Source organism: Microbacterium sp., from assembly GCF_041909575.1.
Taxonomy (GTDB): domain Bacteria; phylum Actinomycetota; class Actinomycetes; order Actinomycetales; family Microbacteriaceae; genus Microbacterium.
The window spans coordinates 12,311-36,393 of record NZ_JAYRDE010000011.1 but is presented as its reverse complement, the minus strand read 5'-3'; the positions used below and the strand labels follow the sequence as shown (position 1 = coordinate 36,393).

General features: G+C 68.5%; 22 protein-coding genes and 1 pseudogene. 10 read left to right on the top strand and 13 right to left on the bottom strand.

The annotated features are described in order from the left end of the window. From ACE3O1_RS03145 to dnaA, 7 genes and pseudogenes are all read right to left on the bottom strand, one after another. Positions 1 to 127 (bottom strand): annotated as a pseudogene (locus ACE3O1_RS03145) (DUF3566 domain-containing protein); the annotation flags it as partial. Further along, entirely contained in the window at positions 124 to 2,718 is a 2,595-nt protein-coding gene (gene gyrA / locus ACE3O1_RS03140; protein ID WP_374312323.1) for a DNA gyrase subunit A, read from the bottom strand. The pseudogene ACE3O1_RS03145 and the gene gyrA, both read right to left, overlap by 4 nt. A gap of 31 nt (positions 2,719 to 2,749) precedes the next feature. Continuing rightward, a complete protein-coding gene (gene gyrB, locus ACE3O1_RS03135; RefSeq protein ID WP_374312321.1) occupies positions 2,750 to 4,786 on the bottom strand; it encodes a DNA topoisomerase (ATP-hydrolyzing) subunit B in 2,037 nt (678 codons plus the stop codon). Positions 4,787 to 4,907: 121 nt separating this feature from the next. Then, entirely contained in the window at positions 4,908 to 5,432 is a 525-nt protein-coding gene (locus ACE3O1_RS03130; protein WP_374312320.1) for a DUF721 domain-containing protein, read from the bottom strand. Next, positions 5,425 to 6,582 carry a DNA replication/repair protein RecF gene (gene recF, locus ACE3O1_RS03125; protein ID WP_374312319.1) on the bottom strand — a complete coding sequence of 386 codons (1,158 nt, stop codon included), beginning with the start codon at positions 6,580 to 6,582 and terminating at the stop codon, positions 5,425 to 5,427. Before recF ends, ACE3O1_RS03130 begins: the two co-directional genes overlap by 8 nt. 28 nt (positions 6,583 to 6,610) lie before the next feature. After that, a complete protein-coding gene (gene dnaN, locus ACE3O1_RS03120) occupies positions 6,611 to 7,762 on the bottom strand; it encodes a DNA polymerase III subunit beta (protein ID WP_374312318.1) in 1,152 nt (383 codons plus the stop codon). 429 nt (positions 7,763 to 8,191) lie between these two features. After that, complete coding sequence (gene dnaA / locus ACE3O1_RS03115; RefSeq protein ID WP_374312316.1) at positions 8,192 to 9,634, bottom strand: chromosomal replication initiator protein DnaA; 1,443 nt, start codon at positions 9,632 to 9,634, stop codon at positions 8,192 to 8,194. 313 nt (positions 9,635 to 9,947) lie between these two features. On the opposite strand from dnaA, the gene rpmH reads away from it, so the two are divergent. The 9 genes from rpmH (at position 9,948) to ACE3O1_RS03070 (ending at position 16,401) form a co-directional block, all read left to right on the top strand. Further along, positions 9,948 to 10,085, top strand: a complete 138-nt coding sequence (rpmH, locus tag ACE3O1_RS03110; RefSeq protein ID WP_056123502.1) for a 50S ribosomal protein L34 — start codon at positions 9,948 to 9,950, stop codon at positions 10,083 to 10,085. A gap of 9 nt (positions 10,086 to 10,094) precedes the next feature. After that, the gene (rnpA, locus tag ACE3O1_RS03105; protein WP_374312314.1) at positions 10,095 to 10,430 is read left to right on the top strand and encodes a ribonuclease P protein component; all 336 of its coding nucleotides are present in this window, start codon (positions 10,095 to 10,097) and stop codon (positions 10,428 to 10,430) included. Beyond that, positions 10,427 to 10,783 carry a membrane protein insertion efficiency factor YidD gene (yidD, locus tag ACE3O1_RS03100; RefSeq protein ID WP_374312312.1) on the top strand — a complete coding sequence of 119 codons (357 nt, stop codon included), beginning with the start codon at positions 10,427 to 10,429 and terminating at the stop codon, positions 10,781 to 10,783. Before rnpA ends, yidD begins: the two co-directional genes overlap by 4 nt. Positions 10,784 to 10,791: 8 nt before the next feature. After that, complete coding sequence (yidC, locus tag ACE3O1_RS03095; RefSeq protein ID WP_374312310.1) at positions 10,792 to 11,910, top strand: membrane protein insertase YidC; 1,119 nt, start codon at positions 10,792 to 10,794, stop codon at positions 11,908 to 11,910. A gap of 30 nt (positions 11,911 to 11,940) precedes the next feature. Then, positions 11,941 to 12,456 carry a protein jag gene (locus ACE3O1_RS03090; RefSeq protein WP_374312308.1) on the top strand — a complete coding sequence of 172 codons (516 nt, stop codon included), beginning with the start codon at positions 11,941 to 11,943 and terminating at the stop codon, positions 12,454 to 12,456. Positions 12,457 to 12,479: 23 nt separating this feature from the next. Next, entirely contained in the window at positions 12,480 to 13,106 is a 627-nt protein-coding gene (rsmG, locus tag ACE3O1_RS03085; RefSeq protein ID WP_374312306.1) for a 16S rRNA (guanine(527)-N(7))-methyltransferase RsmG, read from the top strand. A gap of 599 nt (positions 13,107 to 13,705) precedes the next feature. Further along, positions 13,706 to 14,011: a GIY-YIG nuclease family protein gene (locus tag ACE3O1_RS03080; RefSeq protein WP_374312304.1), complete on the top strand. Its 306-nt coding sequence runs from the start codon at positions 13,706 to 13,708 to the stop codon at positions 14,009 to 14,011. Between the two features lie 447 nt (positions 14,012 to 14,458). Further along, the gene (locus tag ACE3O1_RS03075) at positions 14,459 to 15,412 is read left to right on the top strand and encodes a ParA family protein (RefSeq protein ID WP_374312302.1); all 954 of its coding nucleotides are present in this window, start codon (positions 14,459 to 14,461) and stop codon (positions 15,410 to 15,412) included. Beyond that, entirely contained in the window at positions 15,412 to 16,401 is a 990-nt protein-coding gene (locus ACE3O1_RS03070; protein WP_374312300.1) for a ParB/RepB/Spo0J family partition protein, read from the top strand. Before ACE3O1_RS03075 ends, ACE3O1_RS03070 begins: the two co-directional genes overlap by 1 nt. On the opposite strand, the gene ACE3O1_RS03065 is transcribed toward ACE3O1_RS03070, so the two are convergent. Next, positions 16,386 to 17,654 carry an RNA polymerase sigma factor gene (locus ACE3O1_RS03065; RefSeq protein WP_374312298.1) on the bottom strand — a complete coding sequence of 423 codons (1,269 nt, stop codon included), beginning with the start codon at positions 17,652 to 17,654 and terminating at the stop codon, positions 16,386 to 16,388. The two genes, ACE3O1_RS03070 and ACE3O1_RS03065, sit on opposite strands and share 16 nt — an antisense overlap. 71 nt (positions 17,655 to 17,725) lie before the next feature. Here ACE3O1_RS03065 and ACE3O1_RS03060 point away from each other — a divergent pair, with 71 nt between their 5' ends. Continuing rightward, the gene (locus tag ACE3O1_RS03060) at positions 17,726 to 18,073 is read left to right on the top strand and encodes a tryptophan synthase subunit alpha (RefSeq protein ID WP_374312296.1); all 348 of its coding nucleotides are present in this window, start codon (positions 17,726 to 17,728) and stop codon (positions 18,071 to 18,073) included. 13 nt (positions 18,074 to 18,086) lie between these two features. Here ACE3O1_RS03060 and ACE3O1_RS03055 read toward each other — a convergent pair whose 3' ends face one another. The 5 genes from ACE3O1_RS03055 to ACE3O1_RS03035 form a co-directional block, all read right to left on the bottom strand. Then, complete coding sequence (locus ACE3O1_RS03055) at positions 18,087 to 18,503, bottom strand: YciI family protein (RefSeq protein ID WP_374312294.1); 417 nt, start codon at positions 18,501 to 18,503, stop codon at positions 18,087 to 18,089. 199 nt (positions 18,504 to 18,702) lie between these two features. Continuing rightward, on the bottom strand, positions 18,703 to 19,026 hold the full coding sequence (trxA, locus tag ACE3O1_RS03050) for a thioredoxin (RefSeq protein ID WP_204981190.1): 324 nt from the start codon (positions 19,024 to 19,026) through the stop codon (positions 18,703 to 18,705). 76 nt (positions 19,027 to 19,102) lie between these two features. Beyond that, on the bottom strand, positions 19,103 to 20,089 hold the full coding sequence (gene trxB / locus ACE3O1_RS03045; protein WP_374312291.1) for a thioredoxin-disulfide reductase: 987 nt from the start codon (positions 20,087 to 20,089) through the stop codon (positions 19,103 to 19,105). Positions 20,090 to 20,201: 112 nt separating this feature from the next. Further along, positions 20,202 to 21,812, bottom strand: coding sequence for a murein biosynthesis integral membrane protein MurJ (murJ, locus tag ACE3O1_RS03040; RefSeq protein WP_374312289.1), 1,611 nt, complete (start codon positions 21,810 to 21,812; stop codon positions 20,202 to 20,204). Continuing rightward, on the bottom strand, positions 21,809 to 23,968 hold the full coding sequence (locus ACE3O1_RS03035) for a DUF6049 family protein (protein WP_374312287.1): 2,160 nt from the start codon (positions 23,966 to 23,968) through the stop codon (positions 21,809 to 21,811). Before ACE3O1_RS03035 ends, murJ begins: the two co-directional genes overlap by 4 nt. Positions 23,969 to 24,083: the final 115 nt, after the last annotated feature.

Below are 24,083 nucleotides of genomic sequence, written 5' to 3'. Positions count from 1 at the left end.
CGATCGCGGCGAGGAACGACAGCTTCACGGCCGACCAGAAGTCGATGTAGACCAGGCGCAGGCGAACCTGCTTGGCGGACGTCTTGTGGCTGGATTTCTTTGCGAGCTTGTCGGCTACCGTGCTCATGCGTCAACACTCTCTTCGGGGGTCTCGGGAGAAGCCTGGGGGGTGGCCGATTCTTCATCGGCGGCTTCTGCATTCTCGGCGAGGCCACGCTCTCCATTGCGCGCGATCGCGATGATGCGATCTTCGTCTGCCGCGCGGGCGAACACGACACCCATGGTGTCGCGGCCCTTGGCTGGGACCTCGGCCACGGCAGAGCGTACCACCTTGCCGCTGGCAAGAACCACCAAGACCTCGTCGTCCTCGGACACGATGAGCCCACCCGCGAGATCGCCCCGATCCACGTTCAGTTTGGCCACCTTGATGCCCAGACCGCCGCGGTTCTGCACGCGGTACTGGTCCACCGCGGTGCGCTTGGCGTACCCGCCCTCCGTCACCACGAAGACGTATTCGTCGTCCTGCGCGACAGACGCGGACAGCAGGCTGTCGCCGGGCCGGAAGTCCATGCCCTTCACGCCCGAGGTCGACCGGCCCATCGGCCGAAGCGCTCCGTCGGTCGCCGAGAAGCGCAGCGACATGCCATGGCGGCTGATGAGGAGGATGTCGTCGCCCTCATCCACGAGCAGCGCGCTGACGAGCTCGTCGTCGGACTCGACGTCGTCCTCGTCGCCCTCCTCGGGCACCTGCCCGCGGAGCTTGATCGCGATGATGCCGCCCTGGCGGTTGGTGTCGTACTCGGTCAGGCGGGTCTTCTTGACCAGTCCGCTGCGGGTCGCGAGCACGAGGTAGGTCGCGACGCTGTAATCGCGGATGTCGAGGATCTGGGCGATCTCCTCCCCGGGCTGCAGCGCGAGCAGGTTCGCGACGTGCTGTCCCTTCGCGTCGCGGCCGGCCTCGGGAACCTCGTACGCCTTCGCCCGGTAGACGCGGCCCTTCGTCGTGAAGAAGAGGAGCCAGTGGTGCGTCGTCGTGACGAAGAAGTGCTCGACGACGTCGTCCGCGCGCAGCTGCGCGCCCTTCACGCCCTTGCCACCGCGGTGCTGCGAGCGGTAGTTGTCGCTGCGTGTGCGCTTGATGTAGCCGTCGCGCGTGACGGTGAGGACCATCTCCTCCTCGGGGATCAGGTCTTCGTTCGTCATGCCGCCCTCGTATCCATGGAGGATCTCGGTGCGGCGGTCGTCGCCGAACTTCTGCACGATCTCGGTCAGCTCGTCGCGGATGATCGTGCGCTGGCGCGCAGGCGTGGCGAGGATGTCGTTGTAGTCGGCGATCTGCGTCTCGATCTCGGCGGCCTCGTCGATGATCTTCTGGCGTTCGAGCGCGGCGAGGCGACGCAGCTGCATGTCGAGGATCGCCTGAGCCTGGTCGTCGTCGATCTCGAGCAGGGTCTTCAGGCCTTCGCGGGCCTCGTCCACGGTGGGCGACCGGCGGATGAGCGCGATCACCTCGTCGAGCGCGTCGAGCGCCTTCAGATAGCCCCGCAGGATGTGCATGCGGCGCTCGGCCTTGGCGAGACGGAATCGCGTGCGGCGGACGATCACTTCGATCTGGTGGTCGATCCAGTGCGATACGAAGCCGTCGAGCGGCAGGGTGCGCGGCACGCCGTCGACGATGGCGAGCATGTTCGCGCCGAAGTTCTCCTGCAGCTGCGTGTGCTTGTACAGGTTGTTCAGCACGACCTTGGCGACGGCATCGCGCTTGAGCACGATGACGAGGCGCTGGCCGGTGCGGCCCGACGACTCGTCGCGGATGTCGGCGATGCCCGTGATCTTGCCCTCGCGCGCGAGATCGCTGATCTTGACAGCGACGTTGTCGGGGTTGACCTGATACGGCAGTTCGGTGATCACGAGGCACGTGCGTCCCTGGATCTCCTCGACGTTGACGACGGCGCGCATCGTGATCGACCCGCGGCCGGTGCGATAGGCGTCCTTGATGCCCTTCGTGCCGAGGATCTGTGCGTGCGTCGGGAAGTCGGGGCCGGGGATGCGCTCCATGAGCGCCTCGAGGAGCTCCTCGCGCGAGGCATCCGGATTCTCCAGCGCCCACAGCGCGCCGTCGGCCACCTCGCGCAGGTTGTGCGGCGGGATGTTGGTCGCCATGCCGACCGCGATGCCGACGGAGCCGTTGACCAGCAGGTTCGGGAAGCGCGCCGGCAGAACGACGGGCTCCTGGGTCTGCCCGTCGTAGTTGTCCTGGAAGTCGACGGTGTCTTCCTCGATGTCGCGCACCATCTCGAGCGCGAGCTGAGCCATCTTGGTCTCGGTGTACCGAGGAGCGGCCGCTCCCTGGTTGCCCGGGGATCCGAAGTTGCCCTGGCCCTGGGCGAGCGGATAGCGCAGCGACCAGGGCTGCACGAGGCGGACGAGGGCGTCGTAGATCGGGGCATCGCCGTGCGGGTGGTAGTGGCCCATCACCTCGCCGACGACGCGGGCGCACTTCGAGAACGACTTGTCGGGACGGAAGCCGCCGTCGTACATGCCGTAGATCACGCGGCGGTGCACGGGCTTGAGGCCGTCCTCGACCCGCGGCAGCGCGCGACCGACGATGACACTCATCGCGTAGTCGAGATAGCTGCGCTGCATCTCCGACTGCAGGTCGACCTGGTCGATCTGCCCGTGGTTGTGCTCGGTGGCGGGACGTTCTTCGTCAGTCATGTGATTCCGTACTCTCGGTGCGCTTCGTCGATCAGATGTCGAGGAAGCGAACGTCCTTGGCGTTGCGCTGGATGAAGCTGCGGCGGGACTCGACGTCCTCGCCCATCAGGACGGTGAAGATCTCGTCGGCCGATGCGGCGTCGTCGATCGTCACCTGCTTGAGCGTGCGGGTCTCGGGATCCATGGTCGTCTCCCAGAGCTCCTTGTCGTTCATCTCGCCGAGGCCCTTGTAGCGCTGGATGCCGTTGTCCTTCGGGATCCGCTTGCCGCTCGCGACGCCGTCGCTGAGGAGCGCGTCGCGCTCACGGTCGCTGTAGACGTACTCGTGAGCCGAGTTCGACCACTTCAGCCGGTAGAGCGGCGGCTGCGCCAGATAGACGTAGCCCGCCTCGATGAGCCCGCGCATGTAGCGGAACAGCAGCGTCAGCAGCAGCGTCGTGATGTGCTGGCCGTCGACGTCGGCATCGGCCATGAGCACGATCTTGTGGTAGCGCGCCTTCGCGATGTCGAAGTCCTCGCCGATGCCCGTGCCGAAGGCCTGGATCATCGCCTGGACCTCTTTGTTGCCCAGGGCGCGGTCGAGGCGCGCGCGCTCGACGTTTAGGATCTTGCCGCGCAGCGCCAGGATCGCCTGCGTGTGCGGGTCACGGCCCTGCACGGCCGAGCCCCCGGCCGAGTCGCCCTCGACGAGGAAGATCTCGCTGATCGACGGGTCCTTGCTCGTGCAGTCCTTGAGCTTGTCGGGCATCGCCGCGGACTCGAACACGCTCTTGCGGCGCGCGGTCTCGCGCGCCTTGCGGGCGGCCAAGCGCGCCGTGGCGGCATCGATCGCCTTGCGGATGACGTTCTTGGCCTGCACCGGGTTGCGGTCGAACCAGTCGCCGAGCTGATCGCCGACGACCTTCTGCACGAATGCCTTCGCCTCGGTGTTGCCGAGCTTGGTCTTGGTCTGACCCTCGAACTGGGGCTCCGAGAGCTTGACCGAGATCACGGCCGTGAGTCCCTCGCGGATGTCCTCACCGGTCAGGTTGTCGTCCTTCTCCTTGAGGAGGTTCTGCGCGCGGGCGTAGCGGTTGACCAGCGTCGTGAGCGCCGCGCGGAAGCCTTCCTCGTGCGTGCCGCCCTCGTGGGTGTTGATCGTGTTCGCGTACGTGAAGACGTTCTCGGTGTAGCTCGTCGTCCACTGCATCGCGAGCTCGAGCGCGATCTTGCGGTCGGTGTCCTCGGACTCGAAGTCGATGATCTCGTCGTTGACGACATCCGCGTGCCGCACCTTGTTGAGGTGCTCGACGTAGTCGACGAGCCCGCGCTCGTAGAGGAAGCTGTCGTGGCGCGGCTTCAGTTCGTCCTCGCCCGGCTCGCCCTGCTCGACGAGGCCCTCCGGCCGGTCGTCGCGCAGGCTGATGCGGAGGCCTTTGTTCAGGAAGGCCATCTGCTGGAACCGGGTGCGGAGGGTGTCGTAGTCGAAGTCGACGGTGTCGAAGATCGAGGCATCCGGCCAGAACGTGATCGTGGTGCCGGTCTCGCTGCTCTCCTCGCCCATCGCGAGGGGGGCGAGCGGCGTGCCGCCGTCGCGGTACGACTGCCGCCAGACGTGACCCTGGCGCTTGACCTCGACCTCGAGGCGGGTGGAGAGCGCGTTCACGACCGACGAGCCCACGCCGTGGAGACCACCCGAGACGGCGTAGCCCCCGCCGCCGAACTTTCCGCCGGCGTGCAGCACCGTGAGCACGACCTCGACGGTGGACTTGCCCTCGGTCTTGTGCATGTCGACCGGGATGCCGCGGCCGTTGTCGACCACGCGGACAGCCCCGTCCTCGAGAATCGTCACATCGATCGTGTCGCAGTACCCGGCGAGGGCCTCGTCGACGGAGTTGTCGACGATCTCCTGCACCAGGTGGTGAAGGCCGCGGGCGCCGGTGGAGCCGATGTACATGCCGGGGCGCTTGCGCACCGCCTCGAGGCCTTCGAGCACCTGGATTTCGTCGGCCCCGTACTCGTTCTGAACCGGCTCGGCGGGTCGGGCTGCGGGTTCTTCGGGAACGCTGTCGGGGTTCACGGACGTCATAAGTCAGGGCGCTCCAGATCGTTCGGCGGGGTCACTGACAGTCTACCAAGTAAGCCCTCTCTTGCGGGCTTATACGCCTCTGTGGTGGACGGAAATCGCTCCGGACGATATCTGACGTGGCTCAGCCGTAGGTATCGCGCGGACCACGCCCTGGAATCGTTCTGGGACCCCATTTCCAAGAGGGGACGTCCGGCCCGATGAAACGGATCGCGTCCACCCCGGCGTCGGGGAAGCGTCGCACGATCTCCGAGAGGATGTGCGCGCGCATGAGCTGAAGCTGCTTCGCCCACGCCGTCGAGTCGGCCTGCACCGTCAGCGTGCCCTCCGAGAACGCGACCGGCCGGGTGTGCCGTGCCGTGTCGTCGCCGGCCACATCGGACCATGCCCGCACGACGTCCTCGCGCGCGAGCTCCTTGTCCCACCCGGACTCCCGGGTGAGCTGGGCGAGCACGTCGCCCATCCCCCGCGGGTCGCGTCCCGGGGTGAACGGGGCGTTCTCGTCGTCGACTGAGCGCCGGCGCTTCTTCCGATAGGACCGCGCAGAGGGCTCGAGGCCGCGGAGGCGCAGATAGGTCGCCACGGTCTCGGGCACCGGGGCGGGGAAATCGGATGCCGCGCCCTCGGCGGGTGCGCCGTGCTCAGGCATCCATCGCCTCCAGGATCGTGCCGGCCTCGACGCGCACGACGCGCGCCCGCAGAGCCGCGGGCACATCCTCCTCCACAGCCGCCGTCACCACCACCTGCTCGTAGTCGGCAGCCAGGACCGCGAGCCGTGCCCGGCGATCCGCATCGAGTTCGGCGAAGACGTCGTCGAGGATGAGCACGGGGTCGCCGAGCCGTGAATCCGCCCGCAGAAGCTCGGCCGACGCGAGGCGCAGCGCGAGCGCGACCGACCAGGATTCGCCGTGCGACGCGTATCCCTTGACGGGAAGTCCGCGCACACGGAGGAGCAGGTCGTCGCGGTGCGGGCCGACGAGCGTGAGTCCGCGATCGAGCTCGGCGGACCGGCGGGCTGCGAGGGCTTGACGGAAAAGATCCGCGATGCGGGAGCCGGATGCCTCGCCCGCGGGCGCCTCGGTCCCCTCCTCGGGGTCCGCGCCCGAGACCGACAGCACCCATGCCGCCTCGGGACGGTGGTCGGCGCCGGCGATCGCGGAGTAGGCGGCCGACAGCGGCGCGGCGAGGTCGGCCGCGAGGGCCAGGCGGGCCTCGATCACCTCGGTGCCAAGGGAGACGAGCTTGTCATCCCACACATCCAGGGTCGTGAGCGCTTCGCCGCGGATGCCGCGCGCCTTCGCGGACTTGAGCAGGGCGGTGCGCTGCTTGAGAACCCGGTCGTAGTCGGCGAGCACCCCGGCCATGCGGGGCGAGCGCTGCACGAGGAGCTGGTCCGCGAAACGCCGGCGGGCGGAGGGATCGCCGCGGACGATCTGCAGATCCTCGGGAGCGAAGAGCACGACCTGGGCGTATCGCGGCAGTTCGGACGGCTTCACCGGCGCCCCGTTCACCCGCGCCTTGTTGGAACCCTGGCGGTTGAGCTGCGCCTCGAGCAGCACGCGGCGATCGCCGTGGGCGAGACGTGCTCGGACGATCGCGGCATCCGCGCCATGTCGCACCATCGGCGCGTCGCTGGACACGCGATGCGAACCGAGCGTCGCGAAGTAGCCGATCGCCTCGGCGAGATTCGTCTTTCCTTGGCCGTTGCGGCCGACGAACACGTTGGGGCCCGGACCGAGCGAGACCTCGGCGACCGCGTAGTTGCGGAAGTCGACGAGACTCAGCTGCTCCACGATCACCGGACAAGCCTAATGATCGCGGGCGACGTCACCGCAGAAGCAGGTTCGGCTGCAGGAGGTAGCGGAACGAGTCGGCACCGGCCTTGTCGACCGAGGTCTGCGGGGTGATCAGCACCGGGCTGAGCTTGTTGGCGTTCTCGCTCGAAGTGAACGTGATGCGCACGAACTCGCTCTTGACCGCGCTCAGCGACTCCAGCAGGTACTGCGGGTTGAGGCCGAGCGTGACGTCCTCGCCGACGAGGTTGGCGTCTACCGACTCGGTCGCACGAGCCTGCTCCGTGCCCGAGGCATCCATCGACACGCTGTCGGTCGTGAACGTGAAGCGCAGCGGCGCCGAGCGGTCGAGCACGAGCGACACGCGCCGCACCGCCTCGACCAGTTCGGCGGTGTTGACGACGGCGTGGTGCTCGGTCGCCTCGGGGAAGAGCCGCCGCACGGGCGGGAAGTTGCCCTTGATGAGCAACGACGTCACGGTCTTGTTGCCGGCGGTGAACGCGATGATCTCGCGATCGCCCGAGCCCGAGAAGGCGATGGAGATGTCGCCGCCGTGCGCGAAGGTCTTGCCGACTTCAGTCAGCGTGCGCGCCGGGACGAGCGCGGTGGTGGACTCGTCGGAGGCGACGCCGCCGCCGTCCCACGGGATCTCGCGCAGCGCGACGCGGTAGCGGTCGGTCGCGACGAGGCTCAGGGCATTGCCCGTCACCTCGAGCTGCACGCCGGTGAGCACGGGGGTGACGTCGTCACGCGACGCGGCGAAGGCGACCTGCGCGATGGCGGTGGCGAAGTCCTCGGACGGGACGAGACCGGAATCGCCGGTGACCTCGGGGATGGCCGGGTATTCCTGCACCGGCATCGATGCCAGCGTGAACCGTGCGGAGCCGCAGGTGAGCAGGATGCCCCCGTCGTCGTCGACCTCGACCTGGATGGGGGCGTTGGGCAGGCGGCTGGCGATCTCGGACAGCAGACGGCCGTGAACCAGGATCGTGCCCGGGTCGTCGACTGTGGCCTCGATCGTGGTGCGCGCGGAGGCTTCGTAGTCGAACGCGGCGAGCGACAGGCCGGCATCGGATGCCTCGATCAGCACGCCCGCGAGGATCGGCTGCGGGTTGCGCTGCGGCAGGAGCTTGACGACGAACGACACGGCTTCGCTGAACACATCGCGGTTGACGTGGAACTTCACGAATGCTCCCTCGAGTGCTGGCTGGGGGTTCTCATGCTAGTGCCAGGCCGTTCCGATGCTAGTGCGCCGGGGCCGCGGCATCCGTCCACCGCTCTTTCCACCGTCAAGGTGATCGGACCGGTGTTCATCAAATACTTCTTGTCATGGTGTTAACCGCTGTGGAAACTGTGGACAACTCGGGCGATCCCAGTCGGGACACCGGAATCACAAGCGTGTGAGATGTGGACCGGCTGCGGAGTGAGATCCGAAAGGCGATCGCGTCGCGAATCGTGTCCTCGGATTCATCCACAGGCATCGGCCGGGCACTCACAGGGATTCCGCTAGTCCGTCGAGTTATCCACAGGTTTTCCACACTGTGAAGAACGCAAATGATGGCGTTCTCATCTTTCGATGTCAAGCACCAATCGCGGTATATCACCGCGGGTGACATCAGCGCCCGTTTCGGCCGAGCTGAGTGGTGATCTCGGAGACCTGGTTGTAGATCGAGCGGCGCTCTTTCATGAGGTCGCTGATCTTCTTGTACGCGTACATCACCGTCGTGTGGTCGCGGTTTCCGAACAGCTGCCCGATCTTCGGGAGGGACAGGCTCGTGCGCTCCCGGCACAGGTACATCGCGATCTGCCGGGCGGTGGCGACCGACTGCGAGCGGCTCGAGCCGTACAGATCGTCGACGGTGAGCTTGAAGTACTGCGCCGTGGCCGTGATGATGTCGGTCGGCGAGATGACGTTCGCATCGTCCTGATCGACGATGTCGCGCAGCACGGTCTGGGCGAGCGACATGTCGAGCGTCGAACGGTTGAGACTCGCGAAGGCGGAGACGCGGATGAGCGCGCCCTCCAGCTCGCGGATGTTGCTCGAGACCACCGTCGCGATGTACTCGAGCACCTCGTCGGGGATGTGGAGGCGCTCCGACTGCGCCTTCTTGCGCAGGATGGCGATGCGGGTCTCGAGGTCGGGTGCCTGGACATCGGTGATGAGGCCCCACTCGAACCGGCTGCGCATCCGGTCCTCGAAGCCGGTCAGATGCTTCGGCGGCACGTCGCTGGTGATCACGACCTGTTTGTCGTGGTCGTGCAGCGTGTTGAAGGTGTGGAAGAACGCCTCCTGCGTCTCGGCGCGCCCCTGCAGGAACTGGATGTCGTCGATCAGCAGGATGTCGACGTCGCGATAGCGAGCCTGGAAGGCCGATCCCCGGTTGTTGGCGATCGAGTTGATGAAGTCGTTCGTGAACTCCTCGCTCGACACGTACCGCACGCGGATGCCGGAGTAGAGGCTCATCGCGTAGTCGCCGATCGCGTGCAGGAGGTGGGTCTTCCCCAGCCCCGAGTCGCCGTAGATGAAGAGCGGGTTGTACGCCTTCGCCGGCGCTTCGGCCACCGCGACGGCCGCGGCATGGGCGAACCGGTTCGACTGGCCGATGACGAAGTTATCGAACGTGTACTTCGGGTTCAGACGGGTGTCGCTGCGGGAGACGGATGCCGCGGCATCCGGTGTCTCCTCCATCGGCGGGCGGACGACGGGAGCCGGCGCCGGTGCTCCTGCCCCGGAGGCGTCTGAGTGGACGGGGATCGGAGCCGTCAGGTGCGCGTCGGCGAGTTCGGGATTGACCACGACACGGAAGGTGTTCGCCCTGATCGCGTCGTCCTGTTCGACGTGGGCCAGTGCCTCCATGATCGGAGTGCGCATGCGCTTGGTGAACTGCGCGGCGGTGAGATCGTTGGGGACATCGAGGTACAGAGTCCCGCCCATCACTCCCTGCGGCACCGCCAGACTGATGAAGCCCTGCAGCTGTGGCGTGATGCGCTCGTCGCGGGTGAGCTCGTCGAGCACGGCTGACCAGACCGGGACATCTGGATTCTCGTGCGGTGACATGGCCCCCCCGGGTTGTTGATGGGTCCACCGGATGCCGCGGAAACGTCACGCCGGGGCCTGTGGATAACTTGCCGGAGCCACGCTAGTCAGCGGGGGTCTCCTGAGCAAACTCCACTGTAGGTCCGGCGGGTGTGTCGCTGCCAGGACGGATGCCGCGGCCAGGGGATAATTCCCGTCCGTCGAGGTCTCGGTTTGAGTTCTCAGGCGGCTCGGCGTACCCTAAATCGGTTGACTTATGCCCACGCGGCAGTCCCCTTGTACGCAACGTCCCCGGTCTCAGATTCCCGGTGACACCCGATCCGGAAGTGATCCAATGACCAAGCGCACCTTCCAGCCCAACAACCGCCGTCGCGCCAAGAAGCACGGCTTCCGCGCCCGCATGCGCACCCGCGCCGGCCGCGCCATCCTCTCGGCTCGTCGCGGCAAGGGCCGCACCGAGCTGTCGGCCTGACCCCGAGCGGTGCTCGCGAGGCCGAACCGACTCACCCGCGGAGCGGAGTACAAGGCCGTCGTCCGTAGGGGTCGTCGGTGCGCCGGTGCGCACACCGTGACCTATGTGAAACCCGCCGAGGCCGATGGCCCGGCGCGTTTCGGTTTCATCGTCAGCCGTCAGGTCGGAGGCGCCGTCGTGCGCAACACCGTGCGTCGCAGGCTGAAGGCGCTCTGCGCCGAGGCGCTTCCTTCGCTCGGCGCGGGCAACGACATCGTGATCCGCGCTCTTCCGAGCGCCGCCGCGGTTCCTTTCGGAGAGCTCCGCGACGACGTCGTGCGGTGCCTGGCACGGAGGGCGGCATGAGCGTTCTTCCCGCTTACGCGATCGGGGATGCCGGGTTCGAGGCATCCGATCTCGCCCGCAGCGTTCCGCTGCTCCCACGCAACGCGGTCCTCGCGCTTCTCCACGGCTACCGCGCGACGATCTCCCACACCTACGGCGACGTCTGCAAGTACTACCCGTCGTGCTCCGCGTACGCCGTCGGCGCGGTCCAGCAGCACGGTGCAGTGAAGGGTGCGGCTCTGACCGCCGCACGCCTGGCACGCTGCCACCCCTGGGCCGTCGGCGGAGTCGATGACGTCCCGCCGCACTCGCACTTCCGGCACGCGCTCACCCCTCACGGGTTCGTCGTGCCCGCCCCCACCGGAAAGGACTGATCCTCCGCATGGATCTTCTGCTGGCCTCCACTCCCGCACCCGACGCATCGACGGGTGGGGGCTTCGACCTGATCGGGATCATCCTGTGGCCCCTCAAGTGGGCGGTCGAGGCCGTCCTGGTCGCGTGGCACTGGTTCTTCACCGCCATCGGGCTTCCGCCGGCGGACGGCATCACCTGGGTGCTGTCGATCGTCGGCCTGGTGATCGTCGTCCGCTCGGCGCTGATCCCCCTCTTCGTGCGGCAGATCAAGAGCCAGCGCAAGATGATGGAAATTGCTCCTGAACTGCGAAAAGTTCAGGAGAAGTACAAGGGCAAGCGCGATCAGCTATCCCGCGAGGCCATGAGCCGCGAGACGATGGCGCTGTACAAGAAGCACGGCACGACACCGGTCTCGAGCTGTCTCCCGCTGCTTGTGCAGATGCCGATCTTCTTCGCGCTCTTCAGTGTGCTCAACGACGTCACGAGGCACTACAACGCCGGCATCGGCGGCGTCGGCCTGCTGAACGCCGAGCTCACGGCCGAGTTCTACAACGCCAAGCTGTTCGGCGTCGCGTCGCTGCACGAGACGTTGATCGACGCAGTGAACACCGGCAACACCGCCGCCATCGCCATCCTGGCGACGCTCGTCGTGCTCATGATCGCCTCGCAGTTCTTCACGCAGCTGCAGATCATCTCGAAGAACCTCTCCCCCGAGGCCAAGACCGGCCAGGCCTACCAGATGCAGAAGATCATGCTCTGGGTGCTGCCCTTCGCCTTCGTCTTCTCGGGTGTCTTCTTCCCCCTCGGTGTCGTCATCTACTGGTTCGTGTCGAACCTGTGGACCATGGGTCAGCAGTTCCTCGTGATCCGCGAGATGCCTACGCCGGGCTCCGAGGCCGCCAAGGAACGCGAAGAGCGGCTCGCGCGCAAGGGCAAGGCCCTCGACGCGTCCGGCAAGGTCGTGCCGATGGAGAAGTACCTCGCCGAGCAGCAGCGCCTGTACGAAGAGGCTGAGAAGGCTCGCGCGGCGGCTCCCAAGCGTCAGCAGCCGGTGAACAAGCAGCGCGCCAAGAAGCAGGCGCAGAAGCAGAACCCCAAGCCGAACGGTGCCGGACAGCCCGGTGCCGGCGACGGCGCGGCATCCTGACCCCTCTCGTCCGATCCACCCGAGGACATCATGACCAGCACTCCTGAGTACGCCCCCGTCGACGTGCGAGACCGCGAGCCCGCGACCGTCGAGCAGCTCGAGCAGGAAGGCGACGTCGCCGCCGACTTCCTCGAGGGTCTGCTCGACATCGCCGACATCGACGGTGACCTCGATCTCGATGTGCGCGGCGGCCGCGCCTACGTCTCCGTCGAGGCTCCGGAAGGCGGGTCGGTCGCACTCATTGCCGAACCCGACACGGTGCAGGCTCTGCAGGAGCTGACCCGCATCGCGGTGCAGAACCGCACCGGGCGCTTCTCTCGACTGATCCTCGACGTCGGCGGTTCCCGCGACACCCGTCAGCAGCAGCTCGCCGCCCTGGTCGACCGCGCGATCGAGCGGCTGGATGACGGTGCATCTCAGGCGTCACTGCCGGCAATGTCGAGCTACGAGCGCAAGCTCGTGCACGACATCGTTTCGGAGCGCGGTTTCGTTTCGGAGTCGTACGGCGAGGGCGCCGACCGTCACACGGTGATCCGCCGCGCCTGACGCGCGTTTCACGTGAAACATCGATGAGCGAGATCGAGATCGAACCGGCCGTCGCGGCCGACCTCTTCGGTGAGCGCATCGAACTCGCGCGCCGCTTCACGGCCGCCCTGGGTGAGCACGGCGAAGAACGGGGCCTCATCGGACCGCTCGAGCCCCCACGCTTGTGGTCGCGGCACATCCTGAACAGTGCGATCATCGCCCCCCTGTTCCCGGTGGGGCGCGTCGGCGACGTCGGTTCGGGCGCGGGATTGCCCGGTCTGGTGCTGGCGATCGCTCGTCCCGATGTGCAGTGGGTGCTGGTCGAGCCGATGGAGCGCCGTGTGGTGTGGCTGAACGAGCAGGCGGCCGAGCTGGAGCTGGACAACGTCGAGGTTGTGCGCGCCCGCGCGGAGGACTGGAAGGGCGGCGCCAGCCTCGACGCCGTCACAGCACGGGCGGTGAGCGCACTGCGTACCCTCGTTCCGTTGACTGCTCCCCTTGTGCGGGACGGCGGCGAGCTGATTCTTCTCAAGGGTGCGAGCGCCGCGAACGAGATCGCCGCCGCCGAGAAGCAGCTGCGCAAGTTCCGGGTCACGAACGCGCGCGTCGAGATCGTCGGTGACGGCGTGCTCGACGAGCCCTCACGGGTGATCCGCGCCACCGTCCGCTGACGCAGGTCCACCCGCGGCTCTTTCGCTGGACTGCGGATGGTCCCGACCTGCGGCTGCGCGGAACCTGGCGATCCGCCGGGCCGCGGATCGCGTAGCCCGCGGAGTGGGCGTATCGAGATCCCGTGTGGAGATGTTTCACGTGAAACGTCGGCCCTGTCCGGCGTCGGCTCGGTGCTGCGGCGGTGGTCTCGATACGGCGGCTGCGCCGCCTCCTCGACCGCCGGAGGTGCCGGCCGCGCGGACCCGCCGATCGAGTAGCCCGCGGAGCGGGCGTATCGAGATCCCGTGTGGAGATGTTTCACATGAAACGTCGGCCCTGTCCGGCGTCGGCTCGGTGCTGCGGCGGTGGTCTCGATACGTGGGCTGCGCCGCCTCCTCGACCGCGAGAGGTGCCAGTCCGCGGACCCGCCGATCGAGTAGCCCGCGGAGCGGGCGTATCGAGATCCCGCAGGCTGGCCGCTCCACCACGATTCCGTCGTAGCCGGGAGCTGAGATTCGATGCCGGCCCCCTCGTCCTCCCCCACCCGCTGGCTCTCGCGGTTTTCACCAGATCTGACGCCTATGGCCGCGCCACCGCCGCCCACGGCAATCATCGAGCGATGGCGTACATGTACATCCTCGAATGCTCGGACCGGTCCCTCTATGTGGGCAGCACCCGTGATCTCGAGCATCGTCTCGCGCAGCACGGAGATGGGGAGGGCTCGCTCTACACGATGAATCGATTGCCCGTTCGGCTGATCTACTTCGAAGAGTTCGACCGGGTGGACGATGCGTACCGGCGCGAGAAGCAGGTGCAGGGGTGGAGCCGCGCGAAGAGATTGGCGCTGGTCAAGGAACAGTTGGAGAAGCTGCCACAACTCAGTCGCAAGGACTTCGGCGCACGGGATGTTTCACGTGAAACATAGGAGACGAGCCGGGTAGGCATGGTCTCGATACGGCGGCTTCGCCGCCTACTCGACCGGCGGGAGCAGGCGCGGACCGGTGGGGCCGGGGTCTCGATACGGTGCCTTCGTCGCCTACGACCGGCGGGAAGGGGCCGGCGATCGAGTAGCCCGCGGAGCGGGCGTATCGAGATCCTGTAGCGGTGTGGGGTCTCGATACGGCGGCTTCGCCGCCTACTCGACCGGCGGGGGGCGGTGCCGCCTACCCGACCGCGGGATGGGGGCCGGCGATCGAGTGCCCGCGGAGCGGGCGTATCGAGATCTGCGCGGTCGGTGGTCTCGACGGCGGCTTCGCCGCCTACTCGACCGGCGGGGAGTGCGTGCAGACGGGCGGGGCCGACGGGAACGGGGGTGGTCCCGGGTAGAGTGGGAGGCGTTGTTGATCGGCTCGCGAAAGGGAGAGTGTTTCACGTGAAACAGCCCGACGAGACCGGAGCCGAGGCATCCTTCTCGTTCGACGACACCCCTCTCGCCCGCGAACTCGCCGATCTTTCCGCGCGACGACGCGCGCTGGAGAGCACCGAGGTCGAACTGTCCGGCCGCACACGCGTGCTGACCGTCTCGAATCAGAAGGGCGGCGTCGGAAAGACCACGACCACGGTGAACATCGCCGCGGCCCTCGCGGCTCTCGGTGCCCGCGTGCTCGTGATCGATCTCGACCCGCAAGGCAACGCCTCGACGGCTCTCGGAGTACCTCACACCGCCGATACGCCCAGTGTCTACGATGTGCTGATCGACGAGTTCCCCCTCGCGGACATCGTCCAGACGAGCCCGGAGTCGCCCAACCTGTTCTGCGCTCCGAGCACGATCCATCTCGCCGGCGCCGAGATCGAGCTCGTCTCGCAGGTGGCACGGGAACACCGTCTTCGCACGGCTCTCGACGACTACCTCGCCGATCCTGAGCACGCCCTCGACTTCGTCCTCATCGACTGCCCGCCCTCGCTCGGCCTCCTCACGATCAACGCCTTCACCGCGGCCACCGAGCTGCTCATCCCCATCCAGTGCGAGTACTACGCCCTCGAGGGCCTGAGCCAGCTGCTCGGCACGGTCCGCATGATCCAGAAGCACCTCAATCCGCGGCTGACGCTCTCGACGATCCTGCTCACCATGTTCGACGGGCGCACCCGCCTCGCGCAGCAGGTCGCCGAAGAGGTGCGCGAGCACTTCGCCCGTGAGGTGCTCGACACCGTCATCCCGCGCTCGGTCCGCGTCTCCGAGGCGCCGAGCTTCGGGCAGACCGTGATCGCATACGACGGACAGTCGGCCGGAGCCATCGCCTACCGCGAAGCCGCGGTCGAACTCGTCCGCCGCGACGGCGATCTCGCCGCCGCCCACGCTGACTCGAACATCGAAGGGAGCGCCTGATGGCCAAGCGCACAGGCCTCGGCCGCGGAATCGGGGCACTCATCCCGACGACGGAGGTCGCCGAGGACCGGCCCTCCGACGTCTTCTTCCCGCGCGCCGCCACCACTGAGGACAACGGCAACGGCAGTGGCGAGGCCGTCTCCGCGAACGGCGGAGACGGGGCTGAAGCGCTCCTGGCGGTGCCCGGGGCACGGCTCGCCCACATCGACCCGCACTCCATCGTTCCCAACCCGCGACAGCCGCGCACGCACTTCAACCCGGAGGACCTCGCCGAGCTCGTCCACAGCGTGCGGGAGTTCGGCGTCCTGCAGCCCGTCGTCGTCCGTGCCAATGAGAACGGCGAGTACGAGCTGATCATGGGGGAGCGCCGCACGCGCGCCGCCCGCGAGGCTGGACTCACCTCGATCCCCGCGGTCATCCGCGAGACAGCCGACGAGCATCTTCTCCGCGACGCGCTGCTCGAGAACCTCCACCGGTCCGAGCTGAACCCGCTCGAAGAAGCGTCGGCATACCAGCAGCTGCTCGAGGACTTCGGCATCACGCAAGAGGAGCTCGCGAGCCGCATCGGCCGCTCGCGCCCGCAGATCAGCAACACGATCCGCCTGCTCAAGCTGCCGGTCCCGGTGCAGCAGCGGGTGGCGGCCGGCGTGCTCACCGCCGGTCACGCCCGGGCGATCCTGTCACTCGACACCCCTGAGGCCATGCAGCGACTGGCCGACAAGATCGTCAACGAGGATCTGTCGGTCCGCGCCGCCGAGGCGGCCGCGAAGGGCCCGGATGCCGCGTCCAGCCGCGGTCCGAAGCCCCAGGCCGGGGCGCGCCGCGCTCACCTCGATGAGGTCGCAGAGCGCCTCGGTGATCGCCTGAACACCCGCGTGCGCATCTCGCTGACCGCGAGAAAAGGCCAGGTCATGATCGATTTCGCGAGCATCCAGGACCTGAACCGGATCCTCGAGGAGATCGGCGAGACCGGCTACGGCTCAGCCTGATCGAGGGCGTCTGCCCGCCGCCGCAGCACGGCCGCCTCGGCGTCGTTGCCCGGAAGGCCGGCAGCGATGCGAAACGCGGATGCCGCGGCATCCATGCTCCCGAGGCGTTCGAGCAGCTCCGCGCGGACGGCGTGGAACGGGCGGAAGTCGCCGAGTTCGGATTCCAGACCATCCACAATGTCGAGCGCCTGGGCAGGTCCCTCCGCCATCGACACGGCGACCGCGCGGTTGAGCCGCACGACCGGCGACGGTGCGAGCCGATCGAGGCCGTCGTAGAGGCGCACGATGCGCCCCCAGTCGGTCTCATCGAAGGTCGGGGCCACGGCGTGACATTCCGCGATCGCCGCCTGCAGCCCGTAGTACCCGAGCCCGCGGGGCGCGGCATCCGCTCTCTCCAGCGCCTCGCGGCCGCGCGCGATCGCCGACCGGTCCCAGCGGCGGCGATCCTGCTCTGCGAGGGTCAGGGGCAGCCCGGCGCCGTCGGTTCGCGTGGCGAAGCGTGACGACTGGAACTCCATGAGGGCGATGAGCGCATCGATCTCGGTCTCGCGGGGCATCAGCGCGCGGAGCTGGCGCGCGAGCCGCACGGCCTCGCGTGCGACGTCCGGCCGGATGGTTTCGTCGCCTGCCGCCGGCGCGTAGCCCTCCGTGAAGAGCAGGTAGATCACCTGCAGGACGCTCGCCAGGCGCGCGGGGCGCTCGGCCCGCCCGGGAACGTCGAAGGGCACCTCGGCCTCGGCGAGCGTCCGCTTGGCGCGCACGATGCGCTGCTGCACCGTGGGGACCGTCATCAGCAGGGCGCGCCCGATCTGCTCGGTCGTGAGCCCGGCGACGGTGCGCAGAGTGAGCGCCAGACGTGCCTGGGGCGTCAGGACCGGGTGGCACGCGATGAACACGAGCCGCAGCACGTCGTCGTCGATGCGGTCGGGATCGCCCAGCTCTGGCACGTCGTCCGCCCGCTCAGCCTCCAGGGCGTCCGCGCCCAGCAGCGGCTGCCGTACGGCGAGGCGCTCCCGCCGCCGCCAGCCGTCGATCGCGCGACGCTTCGCCACGGCGAGGAGCCACGCGCCGGGATTGTCCGGGATGCCGCTCCCCGGCCATTTCGCGAGAGCCTCGAGGAGCGCGTCCTGCGCGAGGTCCTCAGCCCAGCCGAAGTCGCCCGTGTGGCGGGTGAGTGCCGCCACGATGCGCGCGGACTCCTCACGCCACACGGCCTCCACGGCCCGTCGGGCGTGGGCGTCGACGGAGCTCATGAGGCCAGCGTAGAGGCCGGAATCGCGTGCGATCGCGGCCCGGAGTCGGCGAGGCGTCGTACCCTGGATGGGTGCCGCACGAAGACACGAACCCGCGCCGCCGGGCCAGTCTCGAGCTCCTGCGTGCCGAGGCATCCGATGAGCTCGCCGTGATCATCGCCGAGCGACTGCGCGCGGGCGAGGATCCGTGGGACTTCATGGAGGACCTCCCGACGGTCGACGAGCTGGTCGTCTTCACCCTCCGCGCCGAGAACATCGCCGCGAACGGGGGCTCGCGACCGAACGCGGCGCGGCACTACCGGGTGCTCCGTCAGATCGCGCTGGACTATCCTCAGCTCACCCGCGCTGTGTGGCGCCTTCTCGGCGACGCCAACACGCACCGTCGCTGGGATGCGACGGTGCGTGCGGACGCGTCCTGATCTCACGCGTGCCCTAGGAGTTGGCGGCTCGCCACTCCTGCTCCTTCGCGATCCACTCGTTGTCGGGCATCTCGAAGTCCGAGAGCTCATTGACCCGGCGCACCTCGAGCGCGGTTCCCGGTCCGAGGGGGCACTTGCGGGCCCAGTGCTCGGCCTCCTCGCGGCTGGCGACCTCGAGGATCCAGTAGCCGGTGAACACCTCGCGCGCCTCGGCATACGGACCGTCGGACACGACCGGCGGCGCTGACGAGAAGTCCACGCGGAATCCCTCACTCGCATCGGAGAGCCCCTCGGCGGACAGGAAGACACCCGCCTTCTGCAGCTCGTCGTTGTACGCGCCCATGGCGGCGATGACCTCGACCATGTCGAGCTCTTCAGCGGCCCGCGCCGCGGCCTCCGGCTCCACCTGCATGATGAGCATGTAACGCATGTCGTTCTCCTCTCGTCCGAGCCTGCGGCCCGCGGGGCCGCTCCGGCCACCTCACTCCGTGCGTCGAACGGAGACGGCCGAGATCGACATCCTCTCGCGAAATTCTTCGAGGATCGACTGCATGCCGCCGGACGCATGGAACAGAAAAGCCCCCTGATCAGGCGCGGAGCCGGATCAGGGGGCTGGAAGAAGGTGAGACTCAGCCGATGTACGCGGCGAGATCCTTCTCGAGCGCGAACTTCGGCTTGGCGCCGATGATCGTGGTCTCGACCTCGCCCTTGTTGAAGACCTTCATCGCCGGGATCGACGTGATCTGGTACTTCATCGCGAGGTCGGGGTTCTCGTCGACGTTGAGCTTGAGGACCGTGATCTTGTCGGGGTGCTCCGACTGGATCTCGTCGAGGACGGGCGCGACCATGCGACACGGTCCGCACCATGCGGCCCAGAAGTCCACGAGCACGGGGCCCTCGGCCTGGAGCACGTCCTGCTCCCAGGTGGCGGAAGTCGTCGCCTTGGCGGTCATCATTTCTCCTTCGCTGAAGCTGTCGTGTACTCGAACGCCGGGCGCGGCGGGATCATTCCGCCGTCCCAGCGCATGCTCAGGCTGCGCTGACCTCGGGGAGCCCCTCGATCTGGTCGCCGACGACGTCGGGCGCGCCCGCTTCGCCGAGCGATGCGAGGTAGTGCTCCACGTCGAGTGCCGCGACGGTGCCGCTGCCCGCGGCGGTGACGGCCTGGCGGTACGTCGGGTCGATCACATCGCCGGCGGCGAAGACCCCGGTGACCGAGGTGCGCGAGGAGCGCCCGTCGACCCAGATGGTGCCTTCGGGGGTGAGGTCGAGCTTGCCGTGCACGAGGTGGGTGCGCGGGTCGTTGCCGATCGCGACGAAGAGGCCGTCGATCGCGAGCTCGCTGCGGGTGCCGTCGACGGTGTTCTCGAGCACGAGCCCGTTCACCGCGTCGTCGCCGAGCACGTCCACGACCTCGCTGTTCCACACGAACTCGATCTTCTCGTTCGCGAAGGCGCGCTCCTGCATGATCTTCGAGGCGCGAAGCTCGTCGCGACGGTGGATGACGTAGACCTTCGACGCGAACTTCGTGAGGAACGTGGCCTCTTCCATCGCCGAGTCCCCGCCGCCGACGACGGCGATGACGCGATCGCGGAAGAAGAATCCGTCGCACGTCGCACAGTACGAGACACCGCGCCCCGAGAGGCGCTCCTCACCCTCGATGCCGATCTTGCGGTGCGCCGAGCCGGTCGCGTAGACGATCGAGCGGGCCTCGTACTCCTTGCCGCTGCCGAGCGTGATCTTCTTGACGTCGCCGTCGAGGTCGAGCGAGACGACGTCGTCGTAGAGCACCTCGGTGCCGAAGCGCTCGGCCTGCTCCTGCATCTTCGTCATGAGGTCGGGGCCCTGGATGCCCTCCGGGAAGCCGGGGAAGTTCTCGACGTCGGTGGTGGTCATCAGGTCGCCGCCGGCCTCGACAGAGCTCGCGACCACGAGCGGCTCGAGGTTGGCGCGCGCCGCGTAGATGGCCGCCGTGTAGCCCGCAGGACCCGAACCGATGATGATGACGTGACGCACCTGCGCCCCCTTCTGTTTCGGGGTGATCAGACCCCGGATGCTTCAACACATGGTAACCGCGCGGCATTCCGTCCCGCGGCTCGGTGTCGGCCTGCCGTCGGCTCGTTCCGGTTCAGCCGCGCCCCGGCAGGAACCGCCGCACCAGCGTCTTCGCCGTGGACAGCTCGGGTGCGCGCAGCAGCGCGAGGAACGCGGCGTAGACGACCAGCACGACGATCCCGATGATGGCCGCCCCGAGGGCGCCGAGGAACTTGTCGGAGACGGTCCAGCCGTCGATTCCGCCGAGCAGCTGGAACGTCAGCCAGCCGGCGCCGGCGGCCGGGAGCGCGGCCAGCAGGAACCGTCCGATCGCGAGAGACCAGGATGCGATCCGGAGGTCGCCCAGGCGGCGCTGCAGCAGCCAGGCGGCCACGACGAGCTGGATGATGCCCGCAACCGACTGACCCAGCGCGACCGCCGCCGCGAGCGACGACACCGGGAGCACGTCGGCACCCACCAGCCAGCTGGCCAGCAGGGCCGTCACGACGACGAGCCCGCACTGGACCATCGTGAAGACGAACGGCGTGCGTGTGTCGTGGTACGCGTAGAACGTCCGCTGGATCACGAAGAGCACGGCGAGGGGGATCAAGCCGACGATGAAGCAGAGCAGCAGCTCGGCGGCGGCCACCGCCTGCGTCTCGTTGTCGGTGAAGATGCGGGATGCCGGAACCGCGGCGGCGGTGAGGGCGGCGGTCGCCGCCACGATGAAGACGGCGATGGTGCGGATGCTGGTGCCGATGTCGGCGCGGACGTCATCGTCGCGGTCCGCCTGCGCATGTTCGCTGAGGCGTGTGAAGTAGGGCGTCCCGATCGAGAGCACGATGATCGAGTACGGCAGCATGAACAGCAGCCAGGCATTCTGCGACGCGAGGATGCTGGGGTCCCCCTCGGGGATCTGCGAGAGCACCCGTGACTGGACGAGGCCCGCGAGCTGGCTCGCGACGACCATGAAGAACGTCCAGCCCGCCAGCCGGCCGATCTGTCCGAGCCCGACGCCCCGCCAGGCGAAGTCGGGACGCACGTGGAGTCCGGTCCTGCGCCAGAAGACGAACAGGATTCCCGTCTGCACGACGATTCCGAGGGTTGCTGTGCCCGCCAGCAGCGCGACCATCTCGGATGTCCACGCCGCCGGCGGAGACCCCTGGCCGAAGAGCCAGATGAACAGCAGGAACCCGGCGATCGAGATGGCGTTGTTGGCGATCGGCGCCCAGGTGTACGGGCCGTAGACGCGACGCGCGTTCAGAGACTCGCCCACGAGCGCGAACAGGCCGTAGAAGAGGATCTGCGGCAGGCACCAGTACGCGAACGCGGTCGCCAGAGCTTTCGCGTCCGGACCGAACTCGGGAGCGTAGAGCTGGACGAGCAGCGGCGCGGCGACGGTCGCGACGGCCGCCGTGACGATCAGGGCGACGGTCCCGAGGGTGAAGAGCTTCGAGACGAATGCCCGACCGCCGTCGTCGTGCGCCGCCGCCTTGATGATCTGCGGCACGACGACCGCACTGATCAGGCCGGTCGAGATGATGGCGTAGATGTTGTTCGGAAGCTGATTCGCGACCGCGAAGGCGTTGCCGGCCTCGGCGAAGGCGCCGACCGCCGATACGAGCACGACGGCGCGCAGGAACCCGGTCAATCGCGAGACGATCGTCCCCGCGCCGATGAGGACGCTCGCACGGCCGATGCTCACTTTCGATCCTCCGCGGCATCCGTCCGCTTCCGGCGCGCGCGGATCTTCAGCACCGTCCGCACGACGCCGAGCAGCAGGAGGCCGCCCACCAGGACGGCGAGGGCGGTGAGGCCGACGGTCTCCCATTCGGCGCGCACACTCACCTCGACGGACTCCGGTTCGCCGATCGCGACGCTCGCGCGACTGCGCAGCTGCAGCTCGAGCGTCACGTCGCCGTTGCCCACGCGGGCCTGCACCGGGACCTCGACACGGGTGTTGCTGCTGGGCTGCGCGATGAGCGGATTGGCCCGCTGCACGTCGAGCCGCAGATCATCGGGGGTCACGTACAGCACGAGGTTGACGGGGTAGGGGAGGTCGTTGCGCACCCAGAACCGCAGGCCGACGTTCGAGCCGAACAGGTTGATCGGCGCGGTCGGCACGAGGCCGACCGAGTCGAGCGTCGTCCGGGTCTCGTCGCGGTGCGCCGCGACGGCGGCCGTCCAGGCGTCCTCGTCGGCGAGCCACGCGTTGCCCAGGAGCTGCAGGATCTCCGCCCGCTCGGGGCCCGTGAGCAGGCTGGTGTCGTCGAGGATCGTCGCGAAGCGAGCCAGCTCCGCCTCCTGGGTGAGGAGAGCGGATGCCACGGCCGCCCTCGCCGACTGCTCGGGGGCATCCGCGATCTCGATCGGGGCGGTCGCCGAGTTCGCCAGCCCGCCGATCGTGAACGGTGTCACGCCGGGAGCGCTGAGCGCCGCGCCGATCGTGGCTCCGATGCCCACGCGGGACCGGTCGGAGCTGCGCCCGAGGGAGACCAGCAGCGGCGCTCCGCCCGTCTCGGCAGAGGCGAACGACAGGTAGGCCGTGGCCTGGGCCAGTGCGGCGGCACGCAGGGACGTCTCGTCCAGAGTCGATGCCTTCTCGAGAGCGGCCGAGATGTCGGAGTCGGCGACGAGCGCCGACGCCTCGCCGGCGACCCCGTGAGCGCGAACCGTGCCACCCTGCGCTCCGGTGGTCGTCGAGGCGGACGGGACGACGGTGAGCGGGTCCTGACCGTCGGCGTCGAGCGAGCCGAGCTGGTCGACCACGTCGGGTCCGGCGCTTCCGGCGGTCGGCCAGTAGACGCCGCCGCGCGCGTTCGGCCCGATGTCGAGCAGCTCTTCGAGCGTCGGCAGCGCCGGCGCGTCGGGGTCGGCGTTCTCGGTCGGCGTCGGCTCCGGCGTCGGTTCGGGCGTCGGCTCGGCAGCGGATTCGGGAGCGAAGTCGGCCGGGTCCATGTACGCCGTGAGCGAGGTCGGCGCGAGCGGCGCGGTGCGTCCCGACTCGAGCTGAGCCGCGAGGTCCGCATCGCCGAACTGCAGGGCGAACCGGGAGTTGGGCAGAGCCTCGAGCCTTCCCAGCCATTCCGTGGCCGTCTCGGGAGCCGAGCTCCCGAGCACGCGGATCGCGGCCGGGATCGCCGGGTCCACGGCGAGGATCGCCGGAGTGCCCTCGACACCGTCGAGCTGCGCGGTGAGGGCGCCGTCGGCCGCGGTGAGCGCGGTGAGCTCGTCGGCGGTGAGCAGCCCGGTCGCGAGCTGCGGGGCCGTGATCGGCACGAGCACGCCCAGGCCGATCTCACTCGCGTCCGTGCGCGGCACGATCACGACGCTCGTCGAGTCGACGGCGCCCATGGGCGAGTCGTACGAGGCGACCAGGGGATAGACCCCGGGATCGAGCCCGCGCAGGGCGGGGTCGTCGGCCTCGATGCGGGCGGCGGTGACGCCCAGCGATCCCGCCGCCACGGGCTCCAGCAGCGCGGTGGCGACGGTGTCGGTGCTCACACCCGCGGTGTCACCCGCGAGCCATGCCGTGAGGGCGGTCCGGCTGGGCAGCGGGGTGCGTCCCAGCGCCACCGTGGCCGTGGCGGCCGGGGTCGCGGCATCCGTCTCGTTCTGCAGCGTCAGCGACACCGCGAGCGCCTCGCCGGGTGCGACGATCCCGTTGGAGATCGGCGCGAGCGTGAAGGCCGTCGTGCCCGCGGGGATCGGCGGTGCGGGCACGGGCGTCGGGGTGGGCGTCGGGGTGTCCGCGAGAGCCGGGACGCCGGGAGTCGCGATCGCCGTCAGGATCGCCAGCGCCACCGCGACGGCGCGCGAGGCGCGGCGACGGGCGGGCTTTCCCGAGGGGGTCACGGTCATGCTGTGTGGTTCGCTCCTGTGCGATGGACGGACCGCACGATCGAGTGCGATTCTACGGTTCGACCCTCGGAGCTTCCGGTACGGGACGCCGCGCGGCGGCGCACGGTTGAATGGA

Bases quoted from the DNA above. Each gene is read 5' to 3' on its own strand.
- gyrA (WP_374312323.1), bottom strand. From the start codon at position 2,718: ATGACTGACGAAGAACGTCCCGCCACCGAGCACAACCACGGGCAGATC.
- gyrB (WP_374312321.1), bottom strand. From the start codon at position 4,786: ATGACGTCCGTGAACCCCGACAGCGTTCCCGAAGAACCCGCAGCCCGA.
- ACE3O1_RS03130 (WP_374312320.1), bottom strand. From the start codon at position 5,432: ATGCCTGAGCACGGCGCACCCGCCGAGGGCGCGGCATCCGATTTCCCC.
- dnaA (WP_374312316.1), bottom strand. From the start codon at position 9,634: ATGTCACCGCACGAGAATCCAGATGTCCCGGTCTGGTCAGCCGTGCTC.
- rpmH (WP_056123502.1), top strand. From the start codon at position 9,948: ATGACCAAGCGCACCTTCCAGCCCAACAACCGCCGTCGCGCCAAGAAG.
- yidD (WP_374312312.1), top strand. From the start codon at position 10,427: ATGAGCGTTCTTCCCGCTTACGCGATCGGGGATGCCGGGTTCGAGGCA.
- yidC (WP_374312310.1), top strand. From the start codon at position 10,792: ATGGATCTTCTGCTGGCCTCCACTCCCGCACCCGACGCATCGACGGGT.
- ACE3O1_RS03090 (WP_374312308.1), top strand. From the start codon at position 11,941: ATGACCAGCACTCCTGAGTACGCCCCCGTCGACGTGCGAGACCGCGAG.
- rsmG (WP_374312306.1), top strand. From the start codon at position 12,480: ATGAGCGAGATCGAGATCGAACCGGCCGTCGCGGCCGACCTCTTCGGT.
- ACE3O1_RS03080 (WP_374312304.1), top strand. From the start codon at position 13,706: ATGGCGTACATGTACATCCTCGAATGCTCGGACCGGTCCCTCTATGTG.
- ACE3O1_RS03070 (WP_374312300.1), top strand. From the start codon at position 15,412: ATGGCCAAGCGCACAGGCCTCGGCCGCGGAATCGGGGCACTCATCCCG.
- ACE3O1_RS03065 (WP_374312298.1), bottom strand. From the start codon at position 17,654: ATGAGCTCCGTCGACGCCCACGCCCGACGGGCCGTGGAGGCCGTGTGG.
- ACE3O1_RS03055 (WP_374312294.1), bottom strand. From the start codon at position 18,503: ATGCGTTACATGCTCATCATGCAGGTGGAGCCGGAGGCCGCGGCGCGG.
- trxA (WP_204981190.1), bottom strand. From the start codon at position 19,026: ATGACCGCCAAGGCGACGACTTCCGCCACCTGGGAGCAGGACGTGCTC.
- ACE3O1_RS03035 (WP_374312287.1), bottom strand. From the start codon at position 23,968: ATGACCGTGACCCCCTCGGGAAAGCCCGCCCGTCGCCGCGCCTCGCGC.